Origin of the sequence: Streptomyces sp. NPDC001194 (genome assembly GCF_042896985.1) — a bacterium.
Lineage (GTDB): Bacteria > Actinomycetota > Actinomycetes > Streptomycetales > Streptomycetaceae > Streptomyces.
Map to the genome: position 1 here is coordinate 222,360 of NZ_JBIAXU010000007.1, position 22,070 is coordinate 244,429.

Genomic DNA, 22,070 nt, shown 5'->3' on the forward strand with positions numbered 1-22,070 from the left:
CTTGCGGCAAGGGTCCCGTCATGCCGCACAATCGTCGGCCGAGGCCAGAACCTGCCGAAACAACCGATTCGCGCAGAACATGTGCCGTTGTCGACGTACCTGGGGTTCTCATGATGGACGTGATCGTGGTCGGCGGCGGGCCGACCGGACTGATGCTGGCCTGCGAGCTGCGGCTGCACGGCGTGCGGGTGCTCGTACTGGAGAAGGAGAGGGAGCCCACCCGGCAGTCCCGCGCGCAGGGTCTGCACGTACGCAGCATCGAGGTGATGGACCAGCGCGGCCTGCTGGAGCGGTTCCTGCCGCTCGGGCGGCAGTTCACGGTCGGGGGCTTCTTCGCGGGCCTCGGCACCTCCTGGCCGCAGGGGCTGGACACGGCGCACTCGTACGTCCTCCACATCCCGCAGGAGATCACCGAGCGGCTGCTGGCCGAGCGCGCGGCCGAGGTCGGCGCCGAGATCCGGCGCGGCTGCGAGCTGGTCGCGCTGAGCCAGGACGGGGACGGCGTGAGCGTCGAGCTGGCCGACGCCACGCGACTGCGCGCCCGCTACGTCGTCGGCTGCGACGGCGGCCGCAGTACGGTGCGCAGACTGCTCGGGGTCGGCTTCCCCGGCGAGCCCTCCAGGGTCGAGACGCTGCTGGGCGTGATGGAGCTGACCGAAGCCCCGGAGACGATCGCCGCCGTGGGGGCCGAAGTCCGCAAGACCCAGATGCGGTTCGGTGCCATGCCCCTGGGGGACGGGGTCTACCGCGTGGTCGTGCCCGCCGGGGGCGTGGCCGAGGACCGTGCCACGCCGCCGACGCTCGACGAGTTCAAGCGGCAGCTGTGCGCCTTCGCCGGCACCGACTTCGGCGCGCGCTCGCCGCACTGGCTGTCCCGCTTCGGCGACGCCACCCGGCTGGCGGAGCGCTACCGGGTCGACCGCGTGCTGCTGGCCGGAGACGCGGCGCACATCCACCCGCCGACCGGCGGGCAGGGGCTCAACCTCGGCATCCAGGACGCGTTCAACCTCGGCTGGAAGCTGGCCGCCGAGGTGGCCGGCTGGGCGCCGGAGGGGCTGCTGGACAGCTACCACGCCGAACGCCACCCGGTGGCCGCCGCCGTACTGGACAACACCCGCGCACAGATGCAGCTGATGTCGGGCGAGCCGGGCCCGCAGGCGGTGCGCCGGCTGCTGGCGGAACTCATGGCCTTCGAGGAGGTGAACCGGCACCTGATCGAGAAGATCGCCGCGATCTCCGTCCGGTATGACTTCGGCGGGGGCGAAGGGGGCGAAGGGGGCTCAGGGGGCGAAGGCGACGCCGGCGGGAAGGGCCACGAGCTGCTCGGCCGGCGGATGCGGGACGTGACGCTGGGGCGCGGCCGCCTCTACGAGCTGATGCACGGCGGCCGCGGCCTGCTGCTCGACCGGACCGGCCGGCTCTCGGTGGCGGGCTGGGCGGACCGGGTGGACCACGTCGTCGACACCGGTACGGAACCGGACGCACCCGGCGTGCTGCTGCGGCCGGACGGCCACGTGGCCTGGGTCGGCGACGACCAGCGGGATCTGCTCGGCCACCTGCCCAAGTGGTTCGGCGCCGCCGCCGGCTGAGCACGCGGCACCGCACGCGGCCGCACGCGGCCGCACGCGGCCCGGCACGCAGCCGCGGGCGACCGACCCGCGATCACCCCCGCGCGCTCCTCCGCCGGGGTGGTTCCCGTGGCCGGGCGGGCGCGGTACGGCACGTCTCGCGGGGCGCGGGCGGGCTCCCGTACGAAGCTGTGCGCTGCTCCCTGCACCCCGCGAGGCCGGAGGTTCGTACGCCATGACCGACACACACCTGAGACCGGCCCGGCGCCGGCGCCGCGGACCCGGCGGGACGACCGGGGTGCTGGCCGCCGCGCTCGGCCTGGCGCTCGTCCTCGCACTGCCCGGATCCGCGCTGGCCGCCCCCGGCGACCTGGACCCCTCCTTCGGGCCCGACGGCCGGGTGGTCACCCCGTTCCCCGGGTACGCGGAAGGCCACGACATCGCGCGGCAGGCCGACGGCAAGCTGGTCGTGGCGGGCCTGAGCGAGGGCGACTTCGCGCTCGCCCGGTACAACGCCGACGGCGGCCTCGACTCCGGCTTCGGCGGGGACGGTACGGTGACCGGCGACTTCGGCGGCGGCTCCGACACGGCCAACGCGGTGGCGATCCAGCCCTCGGACGGGAAGATCGTCGTGGCGGGCACCACCGAGGTGATCGCGGAGGAGGGCGGCGGCTGCTGCTTCTTCTCCGTGGCCCGCTACAACACGGACGGCAGCCCGGACACCGGCTTCGGCGACGGCGGGCTCGTACGGGTCGAGGAGTTCGGCGGGTCAGCGGACGGCGCCGACGTGGCGGTCCAGCCCGACGGCAAGATCATCGCTGCGGGCAAGGGCGGCGGCGGGGGCTTCGCCCTGGTCCGACTCGACACCGCCGGAAACCTGGACCCGAGCCTGGGCGGCGACGGCGCGGTCGTCGCGGGCTTCACGCCCGCCTCGCCCCAGGACGCCGGCGGCATCGCCCGCCGCATGGCCCTCCAGCCGGACGGCAAGATCGTCTCGGTCGGGTACGTGGGCAACACCAACTTCGACATCGGCGTGGCCCGCTACCTGCCCAACGGCACCCTCGACACCACGTTCAGCGGTGACGGCACGGTGACGGCGAACTTCGGCGGCACCGAGTTCGGCAACGCCGTCGCGGTGCAGCCGGACGGCAAGATCGTCGCCGCGGGATCCGGCGGTGTCGGCGTCGCCCTGCTGCGCTACAACGCCGACGGCAGCCCCGACGGCGGCTTCGGCACCGGCGGGCGCACCTCGGTCCACTTCCCCGGCGACGGCGGCGGCGCGAACGCGCTGGCGCTCCAGCCGGACGGCAAGATCGTCATCGCGGGGCAGGCCGACGACCCGAACAGCCAGGAGGCCAACGACTTCGGCCTGGCCCGCTTCAACACCAACGGCACGGTGGACACCGGCTTCGGCGGCGACGGCTTCGTGGTCACCGGCTTCCAGGACTGGGACGACGCCCGCGGGGTGCTCGTACAGCCGGACGGCAAGATCGTCGCCGCGGGCTTCGGGGCGGGCTTCGCCTTCGCCCTCGCCCGCTACCAGGGCGGTGACGGCACGACGCCCCCGCCGCCGAGCGCGAACCTGTCGGTGACGCAGACCGGTACGGCCGCCGTGAGCATCGGCGACCGCGCCTCGTACACGGTGACGGTCTCCAACTCCGCGGCCTCCACCGCCACCGCCACCGGCGTGGCCCTCTCGGACACGCTCTCCGGAGCCGGCGTGGGCCTGACCTCGGCCACGGCCTCGCAGGGTACGTGCACGACCACGGCGACGGGCGCCAGCTGCGCCCTCGGCTCCCTGGCACCGGGCGCGAGCGCGACGGTCACGGTGACCGGCGAGCCCCGGGCCACCGGTACGGTCACGAACACGGCCGTCGCCAGCGCGGCGCAGCCGGACCCCGTCACCTCCGACAACACGTCCGCGAGGACGACTTCGGCGAACAACGCCCACGGCTGCACGATCATCGGCACCACCGGGGCAGACACCCTGACCGGCGGCTACTTCACCGACGTGATCTGCGGCCTCGGCGGCAACGACACCGTCCGCGCGGGCTACGGGAACGACACCGTCCACGGCGGTTACGGCAACGACAACCTCGACGGCGGCTTCGGCAACGACACCGTGACCGGCGGCCCGGGCAACGACACCGTGACGGGCGACCAGGGCAACGACCGCCTCACGACCACGGACTCCGTCTTCGGCAACGACACCGCCAACGGCGGCCCCGGCACGGACACCTGCACCACCGACCCGGGCGACACCCGCATCAGCTGCCCCTGACCCGCCCCCTGCCCCGGAGAGCCGTCGCCACCCCCGTGGCGGCGGCTCTCCCCCGTCGGAACCGCACGACCGACGTCGGCGTCCCTTCACGCATCCGCAAGATCACGAACGCCGAGAGGGACCCGCCCATGACAGGAACAGCCGCCCGCTACCTCTACCTCGCACGGCACGGTGAGGCCACGGCCGACGAGAGCGAGCTCACGGCGGACGGGCGCCGTCAAGCCGCCCTCCTGGGCGAGCGGCTTGCGCACACTCCGCTGTCCGCCGTCTACCACGGCCCGCTTCCCCGGGCGGCGCAGACGGCGCGGCTGGTCCACGACCGGCTCGACGGCGTGGCCCTGGAGGAATCGAAGCTGGCCGGGGACTACATCCCGTACATGCCGCGGAGGGAGGAACTGCCCTCGGTCTCGGCCGACGCCACGCTGGCCCACCTGTCGCAGTTCTCGGCCGAGGAGCGCGAAGGGGGTCCGGAGCTGGCCCGCGCGGCTCTGGCCCGTTTCGCGCGGCCCGTCGACGGCGACCGGCCCCGTCACGAGCTGATCGTCACCCACAACTTCCTCATCGGCTGGCTCGTCCGGGCCGCCCTCGACGCGCCGAACTGGCGCTGGATCGGCCTCAACCAGGCCCACGCCGCGCTGACCGTCATCCGGTACTCGCCCGACCGGCCCGCCTCCGTGCTCTTCTCGAACGACATGGCGCACCTCCCCGATGAGCTGCGCTGGACCGGCTTCCCGCCCGAGCTCCGGGCCTGAGGGAGCCGGGGAGCGGCGCCGAGCGGCGCCGCCCCGACGGGACGCCGGCGACGCCCGCTGCGGCCGGGTGCACCGCTCAGAAGGTCCAGCGGGTGTGGGTGTAGACCCCGTCGGCGCGGCCGAAGCCGTAGGCCGTGGCCGGGTGCACGCCGAAGAGCACCACGTCGCCCTTGCGGAGCGCGTCCCCGATGCCGTGGAAGGTGCCCTCGGAGGAGGTGATGTGGGAGCCGTACTTCGTCTCGTACGCCGTGATCACCTGTTCCAGCAGCGCCGGATCGGCGACCTGCTCCACCGGGCCCTCGACCACGAGATCGAGCCCCTCGGTGAGGGAGTTCCCCCCGGTCGTCAGCGCGCAGTGGCCGTTGTGGGCGAGGTTCTTCGCCTTCTGTTCGCCCGGGCCGGTCGAGAAGTACAGCGCCCCGTCGTGCCAGGCGGCGATCACGGGGGTGACGTGCAGTCGGCCGTCGGCCCGCACCGTGGACACCCAGAAGATCTCGGCGGCGTCCAACTGCCGCCGGGCCTGCGCCCAGTCGGTGGCGGTGACGTCCTCGGCGCCCGGGCGGGGGTTGAGGGCGGAGCTGTAGCGGGCGTCGAGTTCGGTCGTGGGGTGCTGCGCGGGTCCCTGTGCCGGCATGGCGGACCTCCCTTCCTCTCCCCGTAACGACCGGCCGCCCGCGCGGAAACCGTCGCCGGGCCCGCATTCGCCCGTGTGCCCCATCGCGGCCGCGGTCTGTTGGAAGATCCGCCGTTCATGTAAGTTCCTTTTGGGAACCAACCAGTTTCGGGACCCGCTTGTCGGATCGGCGAAGGGATCGGGAGAGCTCATGGGGCAGCAGACGTGGACGGCCGTCGACGACTACTTCGACGGGCTGCTCGTCGAGGAGGACGATGCACTGCTCGCCGCCAACGCGGACGCCGCGGCCGCGGGACTGCCCGCGCACCAGGTGGCTCCCAACCAGGGGAAGCTGCTGCACCTCCTCGCCCGGATCCGCGGCGCGCGCACCGTCCTGGAGATCGGCACCCTCGGCGGCTACAGCACCATCTGGCTGGCCCGGGCCCTGCCGGCCGGCGGGCGGCTGGTCACGCTCGAGGCCGACCCGCGGTGCGCCGACGTAGCCGCTGCGAACATCGCGCGGGCCGGGCTGGCGGACGTCGTCGACATCCGGCGCGGCCGGGCCGTCGACCTGCTGCCCGGGCTCACGGACCTCGCCCCGTTCGACCTGGTCTTCATCGACGCCGACAAGCCGTCGAACCCGGACTACCTGAAGTGGGCCCTCAAACTGACCCGGCCCGGCAGCGTCATCATCGGCGACAACGTCGTGCGCGACGGCGCCGTCGTCGACCCCGACAGCACCGACCCCCGCGTCCAGGGCGTCCGCCGGTTCACCGAACTCATCGCCGAGCACCCGCGGTTGACCGCCACGGCCCTCCAGACCGTCGGCGGCAAGGGGTACGACGGCCTCGTCATGGCCCTGGTCACCGACTGACCCGCAGCGCGGCGACAGCCCGAACCACTAACCTCAGCCGCATGACGGCACTTTCCCACCACAGCTCCGACCCCATCGAGCAGCCCGGGCGCGGCGGGGCCACCGCCACCACCGAGGCCGATCCGCACGCCATCGGGCCCGTGCGCACCGAGTACGCGCCCGACAAGGACGGCGACCCCGACCCCGGCGAGATCGTGTGGACCTGGGTCCCGTTCGAGGAGAACGACGGCCGCGGCAAGGACCGGCCGGTACTGGTCGTCGCCCGGGAGGCGGGCGGGCGGACGCTGCTCGCCGTACAGCTGTCCAGCAAGCGGCACGACAACGACCGGGAGTGGGTGCCGATCGGGACCGGGCCGTGGGACGGCGCCGGGCGGGAGTCCTGGGTGGACGTGGACCGGGTGCTGCGCGTACACGAGGACGGCATGCGGCGTGAGGCCTGCGCCCTGGACCGGGGCAGGTTCCAGCTGGTCGTGGACCGGCTGCGGGAGCGTTACGGCTGGCGGTAGCGGGCTCCCCGCCTCGCGCGGGGGCCCCGGCCCCTACGCGGCGGAGCCCCCTGGGCCCCGCAAGCCCTCGAAGGCCCGTTCGAACGCCTCCCGCGGCCCCGGGTCGCGGTCCAGCACCCCGAACGCCACCCGTTCGAAGACCCCCGCGAAACGCCCGGCCAGCAGGGCCCGGAAGGCCTCCGCGACCTGCGCCGGGTCGTTCCGGAACACTCCGCACCCCCACGCACCCAGCACGAGCCGCGGATATCCGTGCAGCGCCGCCGTCTCCAGGACGCGCTCCGCCCGCCGCGCCAGGACCGCCGGGATCTCGGCGACGCGCTCCGGCTCCTGGCGGCGGATGGTGCCCGCGTTGGGAGCCGGCGAGGTCAGGAAGCCGGCCCGGAAGGGGGTGTCCAGCAGCTCGCCCCGGTCGTCGCGGAAGACGGGCACCCCGGGGGAGTGAATCACCCGGTCGGTGTAGAAGGTGCTGCGCCCCGCGCGGTGGACCTCGTAGTACTCCGGGGCCTCCAGCAGGGTCTCGTACAGGGCCGAGGCGCGGCACAGCGCCTCCTCCTGCGCCTTGGCCCCGCGGACGTATCCGCCCCCGGGATTGCGGGCCGAGGCGAAGTTCAGGACGGCGACCGAGGCCCCGCCGACCGGTCCCGGACCGGCCCCGGCGAGCCTGCGGGCCGCGACCGTGCTGCTCTCCCCCGTGACCTCGACGGCCGTCTCACACCGCTCGACGGGAAGTTTCTCGTCTGGAATCACCTGGTTTGGCCCATATATTCTGGTTCCGGCCCTGGATTCCTCCAGGGCGGCGGCCAGGGAGACGTGCCGCCCCGACCGCGTCCGGTATCCGCCGGCCGCCACGATGGTCGCGTTCTCCCGCGCGATCTCGCGCAATCTGCTGCTCACGACGCCATCATCGGCAGCAGGAACCACCCGGGGCCAGAGATTTTCCGCCGGGTGGCGCGCGCCCCCCTTTTCAGGCCGACGAGGACGGGTAGGTAGGCATGGTCAGGTCACACCCGTGGACAGGAGACCCTGCCATGCCACAGGACGCCTACGCACCACCGGACACGAAGGCCCAGGGCGACACGCTCGCACTCGGCGAAACCGCGGCCGAGGACCTGGTCCACGGCATCTGTTTCAAAACGGGACCGCCCCGCACCCTCGGCGCCGAGCTCGAATGGCTCGTACTGGACGCCGACCGGCCCGGCGCGATACTCCCGCCGGACCGGCTGACCGCCGCGCACGACGCGGCCCGCGCCCTGCCCCTGCACTCCCGGCTCACCATCGAGCCCGGCGGCCAGCTGGAGCTCAGCTCCGCGCCCGCCCCCTCCCTCTCCGGCTGCGTGGACGGCCTGCAGGCCGATCTCACCGCCGTACGGGCCGCCCTGCGGTCCCGGGGCCTGGTCCTGCGGGGCACCGGCCGCGACCCGCGCCGGCCACTGCGCCGCATGCTGCGCAGCCCGCGCTACGACGCGATGGAGACCTACTTCGACCGCACCGGCCCGGCGGGGCGCGCCATGATGCGCTCCTCCGCCTCCGTACAGGTCTGCGTGGACGCGGGGTACGAGGAACCGGGCCCGCTCGGGTACGGCCGGCGCTGGCGGCTGGCGCACCTGCTGGGCGCCGTGTTCGTGGCGGCCTTCGCGAACTCCCCCGCGCACGGGGGCCCGTACGCCGGCTGGAGGTGCTCGCGACAGGGCATCTGGCGCGACATCGACGCCCGGCGCGCGCTGGCCCCGCCGCTCGACGCCGAACCGCGGGCCGGCTGGACCCGGCACGCGCTGGACACCGAGGTGATGTGCGTACGGTCGGCCGGCGAGGAGCCGTGGCCGGTCCCGTACGGCATGACCTTCCGCGACTGGCTCCGCGCCGGGGAGGAGGCCGCCGGCGGGGGCGGCACCCGCACCCCGCGCACGGACGGGCTCCGGCCGCCGACCGCCGAGGACCTGGAGTACCACCTGACCACGCTGTTCCCGCCGGTACGCCCGCGCGGCCACCTGGAGTTCCGGATGATCGACGCCCAGCCCGGCGACGACGGATGGCTGGTGCCGGTGGCGGTCGTCCACGCGCTGTTCGACGATCCGGAGGCCGCCGAGAGCGCGTACCGGGTGGCGAAGGCGCTGGCCGACACCCACGGGCCGCGGCCCTCGCCGCGCAATCCCCTCTGGCAGTCCGCCGCCCGGCACGGCCTCGCCGACCCGGAGCTGCGGACGGCAGCGGCCGCCTGCTTCCGGGCCGCGGCCGAGGCGCTGCCGCGGCTCGGCGCGAGCCGGCACGTCCAGGACGTGGTCGGCGCCTTCACCGAACGCTTCACCCTGCGCGGCCGCTGCCCGGCCGACGACGGATACCTGCAGCTCACCGGGACGGGGGCCCGCTCATGACCGCATCGCCTTCAGCCGACTCCACCCGGCGGACACCCGCCGGGCTCGTGGGCCGCGCCGGGCGCCCCGGACACGCCGACCGCGCCGACCTGCGCGAGCGGGCCTTCACGGCCCTGACCGCGGCCCGCGCCCGTACGGCCCTGCTCACCGACGCCGTGAGCGACCCCGACCTGATCGCCCAGCACTCCCCCCTCATGTCCCCGCTCGTCTGGGACCTGGCCCACATCGGGAACCAGGAGGAGCTCTGGCTGCTGCGCAACGTCGCCGGACACGACTCCCTGCACCCCGAGATCGACCCGCTCTACGACGCGTTCCAGCACCCCCGCGCCGAGCGGCCGAAGCTTCCCCTGCTGGGGCCGGCGGAGGCCCGCCGCTACGCGGCCGAGGTGCGGGGCCGGGTCTTCGACCTGCTGGAGCGGACCGCGCTGGAGGGCTCCGCGCTGCTGGACGACGGTTTCGCGTTCGGGATGATCGCCCAGCACGAACAGCAGCACGACGAGACCATGCTGATCACCCATCAGCTGCGCCGGGGCGAACCGGTGCTCACCGCCCCCGACCCCGGCCCCCCGCAGGGCCCGCCGCCCGCGGCCACCGAAGTGCTCGTCCCCGCGGGCCCGTTCACGATGGGCACCTCGGCCGAGCCGTGGTCGCTGGACAACGAGCGGCCCGCGCACGAGCGGGACACCGGGGCGTTCTGGATCGACACGGTGCCGGTGACCGGCTCCGCGTACCAGGCCTTCATCGCCGACGGCGGCTACCGGGACGAGCGCTGGTGGGCCCCCGAGGGCTGGGACCAGATCCACCGGCACGGGATCGAGGCACCGCTGTTCTGGCGCCGGGAGGCCGGCCAGTGGCTGCGCCGCCGCTTCGGCGTGACCGAGCCGGTCCCCGCCGACGAGCCCGTGCTGCACGTCAGCTGGTACGAGGCGGACGCGTACGCCCGCTGGGCGGGGCGCCGGCTGCCGACGGAGGAGGAGTGGGAGAAGGCTGCCCGGCACGACCCGGCCACCGGCCGCTCCACCCGCTACCCCTGGGGCGACGAGGACCCGACCCCTGCGCACGCCAACCTCGGCCAGCGCCACCTGCGTCCGGCCCCCGCCGGCAGCTACCCGGCCGGGGCGTCCCCGCTCGGGGTGCGCCAGCTGATCGGCGACGTCTGGGAGTGGACCTCCTCCGACTTCCTGCCGTACCCGGGATTCCGGGCCTTCCCGTACCGCGAGTACTCGGAGGTGTTCTTCGGGCCGGAGCACAAGGTCCTGCGCGGCGGCTCGTTCGCCGTGGACCCGGTGGCCTGCCGGGGCACCTTCCGCAACTGGGACCTGCCGGTGCGCCGGCAGATCTTCTCCGGGTTCCGGACCGCGAGGGATGCCTGATGTGCCGCCACATCGCCTTCGTGGGGCCCGAGATACCCCTGGCCCGGATGCTGACCGAGCCGGAGCACTCCCTCGTGCGCCAGTCCTGGGAGCCGCGCCGGCAGCGCCACGGCACGGTCAACGCCGACGGCTTCGGCGTCGGCTGGTACGCGGAGGGCGACCCGGCCCCCGCGCGGTACCGGCGGGCCGGGCCGATCTGGGGGGACCCGAACCTCGCCGATCTGGCCCGGGTCGTCCGTACGCGGGCCGCGCTGGCCGCCGTACGGGACGCCACCGTGTTCGGGGCGGACGGGGAGGCCGCGGCGGCGCCGTTCGCCGCCGGGCCGTGGCTGTTCAGCCACAACGGCGCGGTACGGGACTGGCCGGACGCGGTGGCGCCGCTCGCGGCCACCCTGCCGCCCGCGGAGCTGCTCTCCCTGGCCGCGAGCACCGACTCGGCACTGGTCTGGGCGCTGGTGCTGCACCGGCTGCAGCGGGGGGACGACCTCGGCTCGGCGCTCGCCGAGCCGGTGCGGGAGATCGCGGCGGCCGCGCCCGGCTCCCGGCTCAACCTGCTGCTGACCGACGGCACCGGCATCGCCGCGACGGCCTGGGGCGATTCGCTCTGGTACCTGACCGACGCGGCGGCCGAGCGCACGGTGGTGGCGTCCGAACCCTACGACGACGATTCCCGCTGGTGCGCAGTACCCGACCGGACCCTGCTGACCGCCCGTGGCACACGGGTCGACCTGACCCCGCTGAAGGAGACCTCCCCGTGAGCGACTTCCAGTTGACCCGCACCCTCGACGAGCACTCCGCCGACACCGCGCTGCGCGCGGACGTCCTGCACGGGCTGACGGTGTCCCCCAAGGTGCTGCCGCCCAAGTGGTTCTACGACGCGCGGGGCAGTGAACTCTTCGAGGAGATCACCCGCCTGCCGGAGTACTACCCGACGCGCGCCGAGCGGGAGATCCTGCTGGCGCGGGCCGGGGAGATCGCCTCGGCCAGCGGGGCGCGCACGCTGGTGGAGCTGGGTTCCGGCTCCTCGGAGAAGACCCGGCACCTGATCGAGGCGATGCCCGCGCTGGACACGTACATCCCGGTGGACGTGAGCGGGAGCGCCCTGGAGGGGGCGGGACGGACGCTGCAGGCGGAGCACCCGGGACTGCGGGTGCACGCGCTGGTGGCCGACTTCACGAAGCCGCTGCGGCTGCCCGACACGCCCGGGCCCCGGCTCGTGGTGTTCCTCGGCGGCACGGTCGGCAACCTGCTGCCGCCGGAGCGCGCCGTGTTCCTGGCCTCCGTACGGGCGATGCTGTCGCCCGGGGACGCCCTGCTGATGGGGACGGACCTGGTGAAGGACGAGGCCGTGCTGGTGGCCGCGTACGACGACGCGCAGGGGGTGACGGCCGAGTTCAACAAGAACGTGCTGGCCGTCGTCAACCGGGAGCTGGGCGCCGACTTCCGCACCGAGGACTTCGCGCACGTGGCGGTGTGGAACCGGGAGCAGGAGTGGATCGAGATGCGGCTGCGGGCCCGGGCGGAGCTGGTGGTGAAGGTCCGGGCGCTGGATCTGGTGGTGCCGTTCGCGGCGGGCGAGGAGATCCTGACGGAGGTCTCCGCGAAGTTCCGCCAGGAGGGCGTGCGGAAGGAACTCGCCGAGGCCGGTCTGGAGTTGACTCAGTGGTGGACGGATGCGGAGGGCCGGTTCGCGCTGTCCCTGTCGGTCGCCGACGGCGAGCTCGGCTGGGCCGGCACGCCCGCCAGGAGTGAGGAGGCGGGGATCGGGGTGACGGGTGTGACGGGTGTGACGGGTGTGACGGGCGCGGATTCGACGGCGACGGCCGCCTGAGCCGCGGCCGCGAGTTCCCGCCGGTCCGCGTGGCGGCCCGGCGGGATCCGCGGCAGCAGCCGGACCTCGGCCCGCACCCCGCGGGCCCGGGCGATCCGCCACAGGGACGCGGTCAGCGGATCGTCCCCGACGAAGGCGGGCGCCGCGGCGAGGCTCCCGTCCGCCAGCCGGTAGGAGAGCCGCACGGGCTGTACGGGCACCCGGGCGTCCAGGGCGGACTGGAAGACGGCCCGCCGGAAGGGCCCCCGGGCGCGGCCGCACCAGGTGCTGCCCTCGGGGAAGACGGTGACGCGGTCGCCGGCCAGCAGGGCGTGGGTGATGGTCTCGACGGTGGCGGGGAGGGCGCGGATCCGCTCCCGTTCGATGAACAGGGTGCCGTTCTGCCGGGAGAGCGGGCCGAGCACCGGCCAGTTCCTGATGTCGCTCTTGGCCAGCATCCGGCAGGGCATGGCGGCGGCGACGAGCGCGATGTCCAGCCAGGAGACGTGGTTGGCGACGATCAGGCGGCCGCCGTCCGGGCCGGGGCTCCCGTGCACGGTGATCCGGATCCCGAAGGCCCGGACCAGGGCGGTCGCCCAGGCCCGCACCAGGGCCTGGCGGGGCCGGGCGGGGAGCAGCCGGACCGGCTGGCAGCCCAGGATCCCGAGCAGGATCAGCGCGGTGGCGGCGGTGAGCCGGAGCACCGCGCGGGCGGGGCCCGCCCGCTCCCCCTCGTGGCCGGCGCAGGCCTCGGGGGTGCAGGGCGAGGTGGGCAGCCAGACGCTCATGCGGCCGGGACGAGCGAGAGGAAGTGCTTGAGGTAGCGCGGGTTGGTGCGCCGCAGGGAGAGCAGGACGTACAGGTCGGCGCAGCCGAACTCGGCGTCGAGGGCGGGCTCTCCGCAGACCCAGGCACCCAGGCGCAGGTAGCCGCGCAGCAGCGGGGGCAGTTCCACGCGGGGCGGGAAGGTGATGCCCTCGGGGTTCCAGGGGAGGTGCGGGGTGACCCGGTACTCCTCGGGGGCGAGGTTGCGGGTGAGGACGTTCTCGCGGGTGGCGGCGGCCAGGACCCCGCCGTCGGCGAGCGGTATCGAGCAGCATCCGGCGAGCCAGTTGTGGCCGGAGCGGTCCATGTAGCGGGCGAGGCCGGCCCAGATCAGTGCGATGACGGCGCCGTTGCGGTGGTCGGGGTGGACGCAGGAGCGGCCGACCTCGACCAGGTCCGGGCGGATCGGGGCGAGGGCGGAGAGGTCGAACTCGCCCTCGGAGTAGAGGCGGCCTGCGACGGCGGCGCGCTCCGGGGGCAGCAGCCGGTAGGTGCCGACGACCCGCTCGGTCTCCTCCTCGACGACGAGGAGGTGGTCGCAGTAGGCGTCGAAGGCGTCGGAGTCGAGGCCCGGCTCGGGCCCGTCGAGGCGGGCACCGAGCTCGCCTGCGAAGACCAGGTGGCGCAGGCGCTGGGCGGCGCGCACCTCGTCCTCGTCGCGGGCGAGGCGGACGGTGTAGTGGGGGGTGGCGGGGAGGGCCGGGGGTGCCGCGACGGGTGCGGCCGCGGGGACGGCGGCCGTGGTGCGCAGGGCGGTGACGGCCGGGGTCGCGGTGGGGGGAAGGGTGGACGGGGACAGGGGGGCGATGGTCATGGCGGCTCCTGATCCGGGCACGGGAGCCAGGCCGTCGGGTGGTGCGGCCTGGCTCCTTTACTTCTTCCGTGACCGGCTGGATTCGACATGACCGCTCAGCGGCACTTGGATGTGCGAACGCTGAACTCGGCGGGCGCGGCGCGGCTCGACACCCGCTCGACGGGCACTCGACATGCGCGCGAAAGGCGCCGGGGCGCTCAGCGGTCGGAGCTGAGCACCTTGCTGATCGTGTCGGAGGCCGTCTTGGCCGCCTGCCTGGGGTCCTGTCCGGTGAGTACGGCCGTCATGTAGGGCTTGATCGGGTTCTTGCCCTCGACCTCGGCCCAGCGGGCGGACTTCGGGGTGGCGCGCCCCTGGGCGGCTCCCGGCGCCATGCTCGCGGCGCCCTCGTTGCCGTCGACCACGTGCGCGAGGGTGGCCTTGTTGGGTACGTAGCTCATCGTGCGGGCCAGTTCGGTCTGCCAGGTCTCGCTGACCAGCGCACTGATCACGTCGACGGCCTGGCGCCGGTGCTTCGTCCGCTCCGGGATGATCAGGTCGGAGCCGCCGGTGAAGACGGCGCCGGGCTTGTCGGAGGTCTTGCCGGGGACCGGGAAGAAACCCAGCTTTCCCTTGAGGGCCGGGTTCGCGGCCTCGATGGCGGCGGCCTGGCCGGGCGGGGCGATGATCTGGGCGACGTCGCCCCCGGCGAACACCTCGGACTGCGGTGGCGTCTCCTCGTCGGCGTTCTTGGGGCCGTCGCCGAGGGCCTGGAGCTGCTTGTAGAAGTCCATGCCGGCCAGGGCCCTGTCGTCGTCGAGGGTGCCCACCCATTCCCCGCCGGTCTCGACGGCGAGGTCGCCTCCCTCGTCCCAGATGAACCCGGAGAGGACGTACCAGTTCTGGCCGGGCAGGTAGATGCCCTGCCGGCCTCCCTTGTCGAGCTTCTGGGTGGCCTGGATCCACTCCTGGCGGTTCTTGGGCAGGGTCTTGATGCCGGCGTTCGCGAAGAGGTCCTTGTTGTAGATCACCACGCGGTTGGCGGCGTACCAGGGGACGCCGTACTGGGCCCCGTCGATGCTCGCCGGGTCCGAGAGGCCCTTGAGCCAGTCCTTGCTGCCCCACTCGCGAAGACCTTCGAGGGTGAGTTCGGACAGGCCGCCGGTCTCGATGTACTGCGCGACCTGGGTGTTGCCGACCTCAATGACGTCGGCGCTCTCCGCGCCCTTGCCCGCGAGCACGGCGTTGACCTTGTCGCCGATGCCCGTCCACTCCTGGATCCTGACGTCCAGGTCGACGCCCGGGTGCTCCTTCTCGAAGGATGAGGTGAACTTCGCGATGAAGTCCTCCGAGGCGCTGCCCTTCATGAGCCAGAGCGTCACCTTCTGCGTTCCTCCGGCCGATCCCGCCAGCCGGCTGCAGCCGGTGAGGGCCGTCGCGGCCGCGAGAGCCGTGCACATGACGAGGAAGCGCATCTTCACGAAGGTCACCTTCTGGAGTCCGGTCTCGGAGATGGCTTGAAATTGGCATAGACCAATGGGTGGGTCAAGGCCCTTTCACTCGGGACTGTTCACACAAAGTTCGCGGAGTCGGACTTACTGGGGCACCGTGGAACGAGGCAAAAGCCCCCCCACCGTCGGGAGAACCCATGTCGAACCACACCTACCGGGTGACCGAGATCGTCGGCACCTCCCCCGAGGGCATCGATCAGGCCATCCGCAACGGCATCACCCGGGCCGGCGAGACGCTGCGCAACCTGGACTGGTTCGAGGTCACCCAAGTGCGCGGACACATCGAGAACGGCGCGGTCGCGCACTACCAGGTGGGACTCAAGGTCGGGTTCCGCCTCGACGGCGAGGACTGATCACCGTCTCAGGTGCGCCCCTCACCCTCCTGGGCGGACTTGAGCTCCGGCGCGTCCGCCGCCCAGTCCGCCAGGACCGTCTTGAAGCCCGCGGCCCGCGCCGCCTGGCAGACGAGCTCGTCGTCGTCCACGAGCATCCGCACCTCACGGCCCCGGGCGATCCGCCGCAGCACCTCCAGCTTGGTCACCCGGGCCGGCCGGCGGTCCTGGTTCCCGCGCATCCACAGCCGGCCCTCGGGCAGCCCGTGGCGGGTCAGCCACTCCTGCGTGTCCGCGCGGCACCGCTCCGGGCGCCCGGTCAGGTACACGACCTCGCAGTCGGCCGCCCGCTCCACCGCCAGTGCCACCCCGCGCGCCAGCGGCGGATCGGCCGGGGCCGCGCCGAAGAAGCCGTCCCAGTCCCGGGGCCGGCCCTCCAGGAAGTGCTGGCGGTGATCGGTGTCGGCCAGGGTGTTGTCGATGTCGAAGACGGCCAGCGGCCGGCTGTCGTTGCTGTCACTCATGCGGGTCAGAGTAGGCAGGGAATCCTTTCGGCGCCCGTGCGTTACAGCCTGGTGTGATCCGCAGAATCTCCATCCTCGACCGGTCCCGCACCCGCGCGGGGCACACCGCCCCGCAGGCCCTGCGCGACACCGTGGAGCTCGCCCGCGCGGCGGAGCGGCTCGGCTACCACCGCTTCTGGGTGTCCGAGCACCACAGCGTCCCCGGAGTCGCGGGCTCGGCACCCGCCGTACTCGCCGCGGCGGTCGCCGCGGCCACCCGGCGGATCCGGGTCGGCACCGGCGGGGTGATGCTGCCCAACCACCAACCACTGGTGGTCGCGGAGCAGTTCGGGGTACTGGAGTCGCTCTTCCCCGGCCGGATCGACATGGGGCTCGGCCGCTCGGTCGGCTTCACCGGCGGGATCCGGCGGGCTCTTGGCCGCGGCACCGGGGACGCCGACCTCTTCGAGGAGCAGCTGGCGGAACTGCTGGGCTGGCTGGACGGCACCCAGCGGGCGCATCCCGAGGTGCACGCCCACCCGGCGGAGGGGCTGCGGATCCCCGCGTACGTGCTGGCCACCGGCGAGGGCGCCGGGATCGCCGCCCGGGCCGGGCTGCCGCTGGTGGTGGGCGACCTGCGGGCCCGGGACCGGGTCACGGAGGCCATCGAGCGCTACCGCGCGGAGTTCCGCCCCTCGGCCGCGGGCTCGCGGCCGTACGTGATGGTCTCCGGGACGGTGGCCGTGGCGGACACCCCCGGCGCCGCCCGGCGCATCCTCGTCCCGGAGGCCTGGTCCCTCGCGTACTCCCGCACCCGGGGCAGCTTCCCGCCCCTGCTCCCGGCGGAGGAGGTCGAGGCGATGACCATGACCCCGAAGGAGCGGGAGCTGTACGAGGGCGGGCTCGCCGGGCACATCCACGGTACGCAGGCGCAGGTCGCGCAGGAGCTGGCCGAGGTGGCCGGGCGGACGGGCGCGGACGAGCTGCTGGTCACCACCTCCACGTACGACCGCACGGCGCTGCTGGACTCCTTCGAGCGGCTGGCCCGGGTGGCGGGGCTGACGGGAGCGGCGGGGCCGGCCGGGCCCTGACCGCGGGCGGCCCGTAAACTGGGGCGAATGCACCACTCCACCGCGCCCGAGGCCCACCGCGACCCCTTCGTACGGGTGAGGGGAGCCCGGGAGCACAACCTGCGCGGCGTCGACGCGGACATCCCGCGCGACGCCCTGACCGTGTTCACCGGGGTCTCCGGCTCCGGGAAGAGCTCCCTGGCCTTCGGCACGCTCTACGCCGAGGCACAGCGCCGGTACTTCGAGTCGGTGGCCCCGTACGCGCGCCGCCTCATCCACCAGATCGGCGCCCCGAAGGTGGACTCCGTCACCGGGCTGCCGCCCGCCGTCTCCCTGGAACAGCGGCGCTCCTCCCCCGGCTCGCGCTCCTCGGTCGGGACGGTGACCCTGCTGTCCAACTCCCTGCGGATGCTGTACTCGCGCGCCGGCACCTACCCGCCCGGCGCCGAGCGGCTCGACTCCGACGCCTTCTCCCCCAACACCGCTGCCGGCGCCTGCCCTTCCTGCCACGGGCTCGGCAGCATCCACCGCACCAGCGAGGCACTCCTGGTGCCGGATGCGGGGCTGTCGATCCGCCAGGGAGCCATCGCCGCCTGGCCCGGGGCCTGGCAGGGCAAGAACCTGCGCGACATCCTGGAGGTGCTCGGGTACGACGTGGACGCGCCCTGGCGGGAGTTGGCCGCGAAGGACCGCGAGTGGATCCTGTTCACCGAGGAGCAGCCGGTGGTCACGGTGCACCCGGTGCGCGACGCGGACCGCATCCAACGGCCGTACCAGGGCACGTACATGAGCGCCCACCGCCATGTGATGCGGACCTTCTCCGACAGCAAGAGCGCCACGCTGCGGGCCCGCGCGGAGCGGTTCCTGACCGATTCCCCGTGCCCGGTGTGCGAGGGGCGGCGGCTGCGGCCGGAGGCTCTCGCCGTGACGTTCGCGGGCCGTACGATCGCGGAGCTGGCGGCGCTGCCGCTGACCGCCCTGGACGCCGTACTGGCCCGCGCGCCCCTGGACGGGGAGGCGGCGCGGGTGCTCGCCGAGGACCTGCGGGGCCGGATCGGGCCGGTCGTGGAGCTGGGGCTCGGCTATCTGAGCCTGGACCGCACCGCACCGACCCTGTCGGCGGGCGAGCTGCAGCGGCTCAGGCTGGCGACGCAGCTGCGGTCCGGGCTGTTCGGGGTGGTGTACGTACTGGACGAGCCGTCGGCGGGGCTGCACCCGGCCGACACCGAGGCGCTGCTCGGCGTACTGGACCGGCTCAAGGCTGCGGGGAACACGGTGTTCGTGGTCGAGCACCACCTGGACGTGGTGCGGCACGCGGACTGGCTGGTGGAGGTGGGTCCGCTGGCCGGGGAGCACGGCGGCCGCGTGCTGTACAGCGGGCCGCCCGCGGGACTGGCCGGGGTGGCCGGGTCCGCGACGGCGCGCCACCTGTTCGCGCAGGGCGGGGAGGAGCGGGGGCGGCGGCCGGTGCGGACGGCGAACGGATCGGTGCGGCTCACCGCAGTGGAGCGGCACAACCTGCGGGGTGTGGACGCGGAGTTCCCGCTCGGGGTGTTCACGGCGGTCACCGGCGTGTCGGGGTCGGGGAAGTCCACACTGGTGGGCCAGGTGCTCGCCCGCGAGGTCGGGGAGCGGATCGCCGATCCGGGGTTCCCGGTGCGGCGGCTGGTGGAGGTGGACCAGAAGCCGATCGGCCGGACCCCGCGGTCCAACCTGGCCACGTACACGGGGCTGTTCGACGTCGTGCGCAAGCTCTTCACGGCGGCTCCGCAGGCTCGGGAGCGCGGCTGGAAGGCGGGCCGGTTCTCCTTCAACGTCCCGGGCGGCCGGTGCGAGACCTGCCAGGGCGAGGGGTTCGTCTCGGTGGAGCTGCTGTTCCTGCCCAGTACGTACGCCCCCTGCCCGGAGTGCGCCGGAGCCCGGTACAACACCGAGACCCTGGACGTGCGGTACGAGGGGCTGAACATCGCGGAGGTGCTCGGCCTGACGGTGGAGTCCGCGGCGGCCTTCTTCGCCGGGGTCCCGGCGGCGGCGCGCAGCCTGCGGGCGCTGGAGGACATCGGGCTGGGCTACCTGCGGCTGGGCCAGCCCGCGACCGAGCTGTCGGGCGGCGAGGCACAGCGGATCAAGCTGGCGACGGAGCTCCAGCGGCAGCGCCGCGACCACACCCTGTACGTGCTGGACGAGCCGACGACCGGGCTGCACCCGGCGGATGTGCGGGTGCTGCTGCGGCAGCTGCACGGACTGGTGGAGGCCGGGCACTCGGTGGTGGTCGTGGAACACGACATGGACGTGGTGGCGGGAGCGGACTGGGTGATCGACCTGGGCCCGGGCGGCGGGGCGGACGGCGGCCGGATCGTCGCGGCCGGCACACCGGCGGAGGTCGCCGCCGCGGGCGGGGGCCGCACGGCGGGCCACCTCGCGCGGGCGCTCGACCGGCCTTAGGTTTCAACGAAGTTCGCCGCCAAGCGAGTTGACGTACTGGCATGCTGATCCTGAGCCGGATCGAGGGGGCGGTCCTGCCGGGACCAGCAGGTCCTCGTGCCCCCCGCGGTCCGCGAAGACCCTGCGTCTCAGGAGGAGCCAGTGGGTTTGGGTGGGCTGCGGGCGGGGGATCCGGAGCGGATCGGCGGCTTCACGCTCGTCGGCCGGCTGGGCGCGGGCGGCATGGGTGTCGTCTACCTGGCACAGGGGCCCGACGGCCGGCTCGTCGCCGTCAAGCGGCTGCGCGAGGAGTTCGCTTCGGACCTCGAGTTCCGGGCACGGTTCCGGCGTGAGGCGGCGGCGCTGCTCCGCGTCCAGGGCGCCTGCACGGCCCGGGTGCTGGCGGTCGAGACCGGGGCGGGCAGCCCGTTCGTCGTCATGGAGTACGTACAGGGCCCGACGCTCGCGGAGCACGTAGGCGAACACGGGCCGCTGCGCGGTGACATGGCGCACGGCTTCGCCGTCGGGCTCGCCGAGGCCCTCGTGGCGATCCACGGGGCCGGCCTCGTCCATCGCGATCTCAAGCCCGGCAACGTGCTGCTGTCGAACCAGGGCCCGAAGGTCATCGACTTCGGCATCGCGCAGGCCGCCGACGCCACGGCGCTGACCCGCCCCGGCGTGGTGGTCGGGACCATGGGCTACATGGCGCCGGAACAGGCGCGCGGGCAGGCGGGACCTGCGGCCGACGTGTTCGCGTGGGCGCTGACCGTCGCCTACGCCGCCACCGGACGCCACCCGTTCGGCACCGGACCGTCCGAGGCCCTGCTGTACCGGGTCCTGCACGAAGAACCCGACCTCGACGGTGTTCCGGCACGTCTCAGGACACTGCTGGCGCAGGCCCTGGACAGGGCGCCCGAGCGGCGGCCCGCCCCCCGGCACCTGCTCGCCGCGCTGACCGGTGCCACGGATCCCGGGACGGTCGCCGACGCCGAGGCCGTCAGCACGCTGCTCGCCACCGCGTGGCGGATGCCGGCGACCGGGGCTCCGCCGGCCTCGGCGGCGGGGCGGCGCACCGCGCTGGTCGCCGCCGCGGCGGCGGCGCTGCTGCTCTCGACCGCAGGGATCGTCTGGGGGGTGCTTCCCGGCGGCGCGGATCCGACCGCCTCCGGCACGACCGCGCCTTCGGGCCGGCCGGCGAACACGGCGCCCTCCTCGTCCGCGCCGGCCCCGGCGACGCGCACGGCCCCCGATCCGAGCGGATCGGCTCCCCGGCAGACCGCTCCCCGGACGACGGCGCCGGCCACCCCGGCCTCGATCCCCTCGCCCCTGCCCCCGTCCCCGTCCCCGCCCCCCGCGTCCACGGGCCCGATCGCCAACACCCACAGCGGGCTGTGCATCGACACCAACGGACCGCAGCGGCCCGGACTCGAAGTCGTGCTCCGCGCGTGCGGGAACTACAGCGGCCAGATCTGGGGCCACGACGAGACGAGCCTGCACCTCACGAACCCGCCCAGCGGCCTGTGCCTGGACACGAACGGTCCCCCGGCCACCGGCGTCATGGCCGTGCTCAATCCGTGCGGCTACTACAGCGGCCAGCAATGGCGCTACGACACCGGAGCCGGCCGGTTCGTCAACCCGGCGAGCGGCCTGTGCCTGGACACGAACGGCCCCCCGGCACTCAACCTGTACCTGGTGCTCAACCCCTGCTCACAGCAGACCGGCCAGTCCTGGCGGAGGTGAGGGCGGCCCGGCGGCAGCCGGCCTACGCGTCGCCCTGGAGCAGGTGCTGCGCGAGTTCGCGGAAGCTCCACTTCCCCTGCCGCCGGGTGAACATCCACACCAGGTCGTGGCGGTCGGGCCAGACGGCGGGGACGCCGAGGACCTGGTGGGCGCCCAGGGCGTGGATCAGGCGGGGGATGCCGGTGTGCTCCCAGCAGACGAGTACGGGCATGGGCCCCGCCAGTGCGGCCCGTGCCAGGGCCTCTTCGGCGCCGACTCCGAACTCGGAGCGCAGGGGCGTGCGGAGGGCTGCGATCAGCGGCTCGACCGTCTGACGGCAGCGGGCGGGAGGCCGGCCGCCGGCACCGGCCGGGCCGCCGGCCGCGAAGACGACGGCGGGGCGCGGCAGCGACGATCCACCGGCGGGCGGGAAGAGACGGTGCAGCTCCTCGGCCCGGCGGCGGCCGCGCCCGGCGAGGGATCCGGGGTCCTCGTTGCCGTCCTCGTCCTCGCCCAGGTCCCCGGCGTACGGCTTCTCCGCGTGCCGGATCACCATGACCAGGGCGTCCTTCGGTGCGGCTTCCGGGCCGCGCGCGGCGCCCCCGGACGGGTCCTGCGCCGAGCAGCCGGTCAGCGCGAGCGGGGCGAGCGCGGCGGCCGCCAGGAGGGTGCGGCGGCGCGGTCCGGACCCGGCGGGGGCTTCTGGCATGGGCCCCACTGTCCCCCACGGGCCCGACGCCGCCA

At 74.1% G+C, this 22,070-nt stretch carries 19 protein-coding genes and 1 pseudogene; 13 read left to right on the forward strand and 7 right to left on the reverse strand.

Going from position 1 to position 22,070, the window contains the following annotated elements; all coding sequences use genetic code 11:
- Positions 1-110: 110 nt before the first annotated feature.
- From rox to ACFY1T_RS18265, 3 genes are all read left to right on the forward strand, one after another.
- Complete coding sequence (rox, locus tag ACFY1T_RS18255; RefSeq protein WP_390789043.1) at positions 111-1,589, forward strand: rifampin monooxygenase; 1,479 nt, start codon at positions 111-113, stop codon at positions 1,587-1,589.
- A gap of 214 nt (positions 1,590-1,803) precedes the next feature.
- Positions 1,804-3,849, forward strand: coding sequence for a calcium-binding protein (locus ACFY1T_RS18260; RefSeq protein WP_390789044.1), 2,046 nt, complete (start codon positions 1,804-1,806; stop codon positions 3,847-3,849).
- Between the two features lie 128 nt (positions 3,850-3,977).
- Positions 3,978-4,601, forward strand: coding sequence for a histidine phosphatase family protein (locus tag ACFY1T_RS18265; protein WP_390789045.1), 624 nt, complete (start codon positions 3,978-3,980; stop codon positions 4,599-4,601).
- 76 nt (positions 4,602-4,677) lie between these two features.
- Here ACFY1T_RS18265 and ACFY1T_RS18270 read toward each other — a convergent pair whose 3' ends face one another.
- On the reverse strand, positions 4,678-5,235 hold the full coding sequence (locus tag ACFY1T_RS18270) for a pyridoxamine 5'-phosphate oxidase family protein (protein ID WP_390789046.1): 558 nt from the start codon (positions 5,233-5,235) through the stop codon (positions 4,678-4,680).
- Positions 5,236-5,425: 190 nt separating this feature from the next.
- On the opposite strand from ACFY1T_RS18270, the gene ACFY1T_RS18275 reads away from it, so the two are divergent.
- Both ACFY1T_RS18275 and ACFY1T_RS18280 read left to right on the forward strand, forming a co-directional pair.
- A complete protein-coding gene (locus tag ACFY1T_RS18275) occupies positions 5,426-6,088 on the forward strand; it encodes an O-methyltransferase (RefSeq protein ID WP_390789047.1) in 663 nt (220 codons plus the stop codon).
- A 41-nt stretch (positions 6,089-6,129) separates the two neighbouring features.
- Positions 6,130-6,594 (forward strand): type II toxin-antitoxin system PemK/MazF family toxin, encoded by a 465-nt coding sequence (locus ACFY1T_RS18280; RefSeq protein WP_030862046.1) that lies wholly within the window; start codon positions 6,130-6,132, stop codon positions 6,592-6,594.
- A 33-nt stretch (positions 6,595-6,627) separates the two neighbouring features.
- On the opposite strand, the gene ACFY1T_RS18285 is transcribed toward ACFY1T_RS18280, so the two are convergent.
- Complete coding sequence (locus tag ACFY1T_RS18285) at positions 6,628-7,488, reverse strand: TIGR02452 family protein (protein ID WP_390789048.1); 861 nt, start codon at positions 7,486-7,488, stop codon at positions 6,628-6,630.
- A gap of 134 nt (positions 7,489-7,622) precedes the next feature.
- Here ACFY1T_RS18285 and egtA point away from each other — a divergent pair, with 134 nt between their 5' ends.
- Genes egtA through egtD form a run of 4 tightly spaced genes read left to right on the forward strand, consistent with a single transcriptional unit; the run spans position 7,623 to position 12,170 of the window.
- Positions 7,623-8,966, forward strand: coding sequence for an ergothioneine biosynthesis glutamate--cysteine ligase EgtA (gene egtA, locus ACFY1T_RS18290; protein ID WP_390789049.1), 1,344 nt, complete (start codon positions 7,623-7,625; stop codon positions 8,964-8,966).
- Positions 8,963-10,339 (forward strand): ergothioneine biosynthesis protein EgtB, encoded by a 1,377-nt coding sequence (gene egtB / locus ACFY1T_RS18295; RefSeq protein ID WP_390789050.1) that lies wholly within the window; start codon positions 8,963-8,965, stop codon positions 10,337-10,339. Before egtA ends, egtB begins: the two co-directional genes overlap by 4 nt.
- A complete protein-coding gene (gene egtC, locus ACFY1T_RS18300) occupies positions 10,339-11,097 on the forward strand; it encodes an ergothioneine biosynthesis protein EgtC (RefSeq protein WP_390789051.1) in 759 nt (252 codons plus the stop codon). Before egtB ends, egtC begins: the two co-directional genes overlap by 1 nt.
- Positions 11,094-12,170, forward strand: coding sequence for an L-histidine N(alpha)-methyltransferase (gene egtD, locus ACFY1T_RS18305; protein ID WP_390789052.1), 1,077 nt, complete (start codon positions 11,094-11,096; stop codon positions 12,168-12,170). The genes egtC and egtD overlap by 4 nt, the downstream gene beginning before the upstream one ends.
- A gap of 236 nt (positions 12,171-12,406) precedes the next feature.
- Here egtD and ACFY1T_RS18310 read toward each other — a convergent pair.
- The 3 genes and pseudogenes from ACFY1T_RS18310 to ACFY1T_RS18320 all read right to left on the reverse strand — a co-directional run.
- A pseudogene (locus ACFY1T_RS18310) lies at positions 12,407-12,937 on the reverse strand (lysophospholipid acyltransferase family protein); the annotation flags it as partial.
- The gene (locus ACFY1T_RS18315; protein WP_390789053.1) at positions 12,934-13,788 is read right to left on the reverse strand and encodes a GNAT family N-acetyltransferase; all 855 of its coding nucleotides are present in this window, start codon (positions 13,786-13,788) and stop codon (positions 12,934-12,936) included. The pseudogene ACFY1T_RS18310 and the gene ACFY1T_RS18315, both read right to left, overlap by 4 nt.
- Before the next feature lie 197 nt (positions 13,789-13,985).
- A complete protein-coding gene (locus ACFY1T_RS18320; RefSeq protein ID WP_390789054.1) occupies positions 13,986-15,248 on the reverse strand; it encodes an extracellular solute-binding protein in 1,263 nt (420 codons plus the stop codon).
- A gap of 167 nt (positions 15,249-15,415) precedes the next feature.
- Between ACFY1T_RS18320 and ACFY1T_RS18325 the strand changes: the two genes are divergently transcribed.
- Positions 15,416-15,631, forward strand: a complete 216-nt coding sequence (locus tag ACFY1T_RS18325; protein ID WP_030862070.1) for a dodecin — start codon at positions 15,416-15,418, stop codon at positions 15,629-15,631.
- Between the two features lie 8 nt (positions 15,632-15,639).
- Here the strand turns inward: ACFY1T_RS18325 and ACFY1T_RS18330 are convergent, their stop codons facing one another.
- Positions 15,640-16,134: a hypothetical protein gene (locus ACFY1T_RS18330; RefSeq protein WP_390789055.1), complete on the reverse strand. Its 495-nt coding sequence runs from the start codon at positions 16,132-16,134 to the stop codon at positions 15,640-15,642.
- A 53-nt stretch (positions 16,135-16,187) separates the two neighbouring features.
- Between ACFY1T_RS18330 and ACFY1T_RS18335 the strand changes: the two genes are divergently transcribed.
- From ACFY1T_RS18335 to ACFY1T_RS18345, 3 genes are all read left to right on the forward strand, one after another.
- Positions 16,188-17,204, forward strand: coding sequence for an LLM class flavin-dependent oxidoreductase (locus tag ACFY1T_RS18335; protein ID WP_390789056.1), 1,017 nt, complete (start codon positions 16,188-16,190; stop codon positions 17,202-17,204).
- A gap of 27 nt (positions 17,205-17,231) precedes the next feature.
- Entirely contained in the window at positions 17,232-19,628 is a 2,397-nt protein-coding gene (locus ACFY1T_RS18340; protein ID WP_390789057.1) for an ABC transporter, read from the forward strand.
- A 141-nt stretch (positions 19,629-19,769) separates the two neighbouring features.
- On the forward strand, positions 19,770-21,347 hold the full coding sequence (locus ACFY1T_RS18345) for a serine/threonine protein kinase (RefSeq protein WP_390789058.1): 1,578 nt from the start codon (positions 19,770-19,772) through the stop codon (positions 21,345-21,347).
- Between the two features lie 22 nt (positions 21,348-21,369).
- On the opposite strand, the gene ACFY1T_RS18350 is transcribed toward ACFY1T_RS18345, so the two are convergent.
- On the reverse strand, positions 21,370-22,035 hold the full coding sequence (locus ACFY1T_RS18350) for a hypothetical protein (RefSeq protein WP_390789059.1): 666 nt from the start codon (positions 22,033-22,035) through the stop codon (positions 21,370-21,372).
- Positions 22,036-22,070 lie beyond the last annotated feature (35 nt).